Raw genomic sequence first — 2,809 nt, 5'->3', positions numbered from 1 at the left:
CTCATTATTTTATTTGGCGTACTTTTTACCATTTTCATCATTTTTTGGGTATTAATTTCATTGGCAATTGGTGTTTATTTTCAGGAAATTGGTTTTACGTTTTTACATGCTATATTGTTTGTAATTGCTTTTCAGTTAGTGGTTTTTGCCATTGTAAGCTTTGCGATTTATAAAATTTCTTATAAAATTAAATCACTTAAATTATTAATAGAATCGTAAGACAGAATTTCTGCTTCAACATAAAAACATAAAAAAAGCATTCTAAATAACTAGAATGCTTTTCCATTAACCAAATTTAAACTAAACTCAAACCAATATTTAGTAAATATTTTAATTAAGAGCTGGTAAAATAACTTTGTCAATTACGTGTACAACACCGTTTGATGCTTGTACATCATATGCTATTATATTGCTATTTCTGTTATTGGCGTCTGTTAATTTTGCACCACCAGTAACATTTGCTGTAATATTGCCACCTAAAGTTGTTACAGTCATATTGTCTGATAATTGGCTGGCAATTACGTTAGCTCCTGCAACTACGTGAGAATTTAATGTTGCTGTTAAAGTAGCTGCATCAATAGCTGCTAAATTAGGAGCATTTAATTCTGTTAGTAAATTACCAAAAGCTTCATTTGTTGGAGCAAATACTGTAAAAGGTGCTGGATTTGTTCCGTTTGCAGTAGATAATGTTGCAACAAAATTTGGTTGGTCATTTCTTGTTAATGCAGCAACTAAAGTTGAAAAATTAGCATTTGAAGTTGCAAAAGTTACAACTGTTGGTAAACCAATAACTTTATCAACTAAGTGAATAACACCATTGTCTACTACATTGTCTGCATTTGTAACCATAGACATTCCGTTTATTTTAACTACTGAAGTTTTTTCAATATACATACTCATTTTTTTACCGTTTGGTGTAGCAGTTGAAAGTGTTGAAACATATCCAGTTTCAATATCAGTTGATCTAACATCTCCCATAATAACGTGGTTTAATAAAATTTGTATTAAAGCATCTACAGGTACAGCATCTAAATTAGCAAAACCAGCATCGGATAAGAATGCGCTAAAAGCTGCATTGTTTGGCGCAAATACTGTAAATGGACCAGCACTTTTTAAAGTTTCTACCAAATCTGCTTTTTGAAGCGCTGCAAGTAAGTTACTGTAATTAGCTTGATTGGCAACAACAAAATCAGCTATGTTATTTGTAGTAGGTTCAATATAAGGTAAAACTACCTTGTCTATTACGTGAATAACCCCATTTGAAGTTTGTACGTTTGTTGCAATTATTTTGCTGATACGACCGTTAGCATCTGTTAATGTTGCTCCCCCCGAAATATTAGCGGTAATGTCACCGCCTAAAGTTGTTACGGTCATATTATCTGTTAACTGACTAGCAATTACATTTGCACCTGCAACTACGTGAGAAGTTAATGTTGCTGTTAAAGTAGCGCCATCAATAGCTGCTAAATTAGGCGCATTTAATTCTGTAAGTAAATCGCCAAAGGCTGCGTTTGTTGGAGCAAATACTGTAAAAGGTGCTGGATTTGTTCCGTTTGCTGTTGACAATGTTGCAACAAAATCTGGTTGATCATTTCTTGTCAATGCAGCTACTAAAGTTGAGAAATTTGCGTCAGCAGTTGCAATTGTTACAATTGTTGGCAATCCAATTACCTTGTCTACCAAATGAATAACACCATTGTCTACAATATTGTCTGCATTAACAACTTTTGATGTACCGTTAATTAAAACACCATTTGCAGTATTGATATGCATACTCATTTTATTTCCGTTTGGAGTTGCAGTTGATAGAGAAGAGATGTATCCTGTACCTAAATCATTAGATCTTACGTCTCCTTGTACAACATGGTTTAATAAAATTTGTGTTAAGGCATCTACAGGTACAGCATCTAAATTAGCAAAACCAGCATTTGCTAAAAATGCGCTAAAAGCAGCATTATCTGGAGCAAAAACTGTAAATGGTCCTGTACCTTTTAAAGTTTCAACAAGATTTGCTTTTTGAAGTGCCGCTAACAAACTGCTGTAATTAGCTTGGTTGGCTACCACAAAGTCGGCAACTGTATTTTTCATTTCAACAGGCATTTTATCATCATCGTCATCATCATCGCAAGAAACGATACTAACAGAAATAAAAATGATAAGGAATAGGCTAAGTAAGTTTTTTAAATTTTTCATGATATGTAATTTTAGTTATTGATTTTTGTTTAAGCAAAGATATAAAAAATTAAACACAATGTTTAATAAATATTAAAAATGTTTAAACAAAATATGTTTTTTAGTTTTGTAATAATTGAATTTGTTAAGGATTTTTGCTGCTATAATTATCTGTTAAACCTCTATTTTAAAAGGAATTTTACTTTTGAACACAATTCTTATAATAAATTAATTGTTTAATATAATTGTTGATAACTTTAACAAAATATTAAGAAGTATGTTTTTGATTTAACACAAAATTCTTCAAAATATTGGTTTTTTAAGATGTATAAATTAACTTTTCCTTCAAAAAAGGATTGCGTAACTTTGCATTTCAAAAATTTTCAAAAAATGAAACGTGTAATTGTAGGACTTTCTGGTGGGGTTGATAGTAGTGTAGCTGCATATTTGTTAAAAGAGCAAGGATATGAAGTAATTGGCTTGTTTATGAAAAACTGGCACGATGATTCTGTTACTATTTCTAATGAATGTCCGTGGTTAGAGGATAGTAATGATGCTATGTTGGTTGCTGAAAAATTGGGAATTCCATTTCAGGTGGTTGATTTAAGTGAAGATTACAAAGAGCGTATTGTTGATT

The 2,809-nt window shown here is 31.5% G+C and carries 3 protein-coding genes; 2 read left to right on the top strand and 1 reads right to left on the bottom strand.

All coding sequences use genetic code 11. From position 1 onward, the window contains the following. Positions 1-219, top strand: a 219-nt coding sequence (locus EC396_RS17895; RefSeq protein ID WP_164975270.1) for a hypothetical protein, incomplete at its 5' end; no start/stop codon positions are given. 111 nt (positions 220-330) lie between these two features. Here EC396_RS17895 and EC396_RS12110 read toward each other — a convergent pair. Further along, positions 331-2,193: a fasciclin domain-containing protein gene (locus tag EC396_RS12110; protein ID WP_129366934.1), complete on the bottom strand. Its 1,863-nt coding sequence runs from the start codon at positions 2,191-2,193 to the stop codon at positions 331-333. A 369-nt stretch (positions 2,194-2,562) separates the two neighbouring features. Here EC396_RS12110 and EC396_RS12105 point away from each other — a divergent pair. Continuing rightward, positions 2,563-2,809, top strand: a 247-nt coding sequence (locus EC396_RS12105; protein ID WP_205757953.1) for a 7-cyano-7-deazaguanine synthase, incomplete at its 3' end; no start/stop codon positions are given.

Source organism: Lutibacter sp. HS1-25, assembly GCF_004121075.1.
GTDB lineage: Bacteria > Bacteroidota > Bacteroidia > Flavobacteriales > Flavobacteriaceae > Lutibacter.
The sequence above is the reverse complement of the archived record's forward strand: the minus strand, read 5'-3'. Positions and strand labels throughout refer to the sequence as shown.

Excerpts from the sequence above, each read along its gene's own strand:
- EC396_RS12110 (WP_129366934.1), bottom strand. The coding sequence starts at position 2,193 with ATGAAAAATTTAAAAAACTTACTTAGCCTATTCCTTATCATTTTTATT.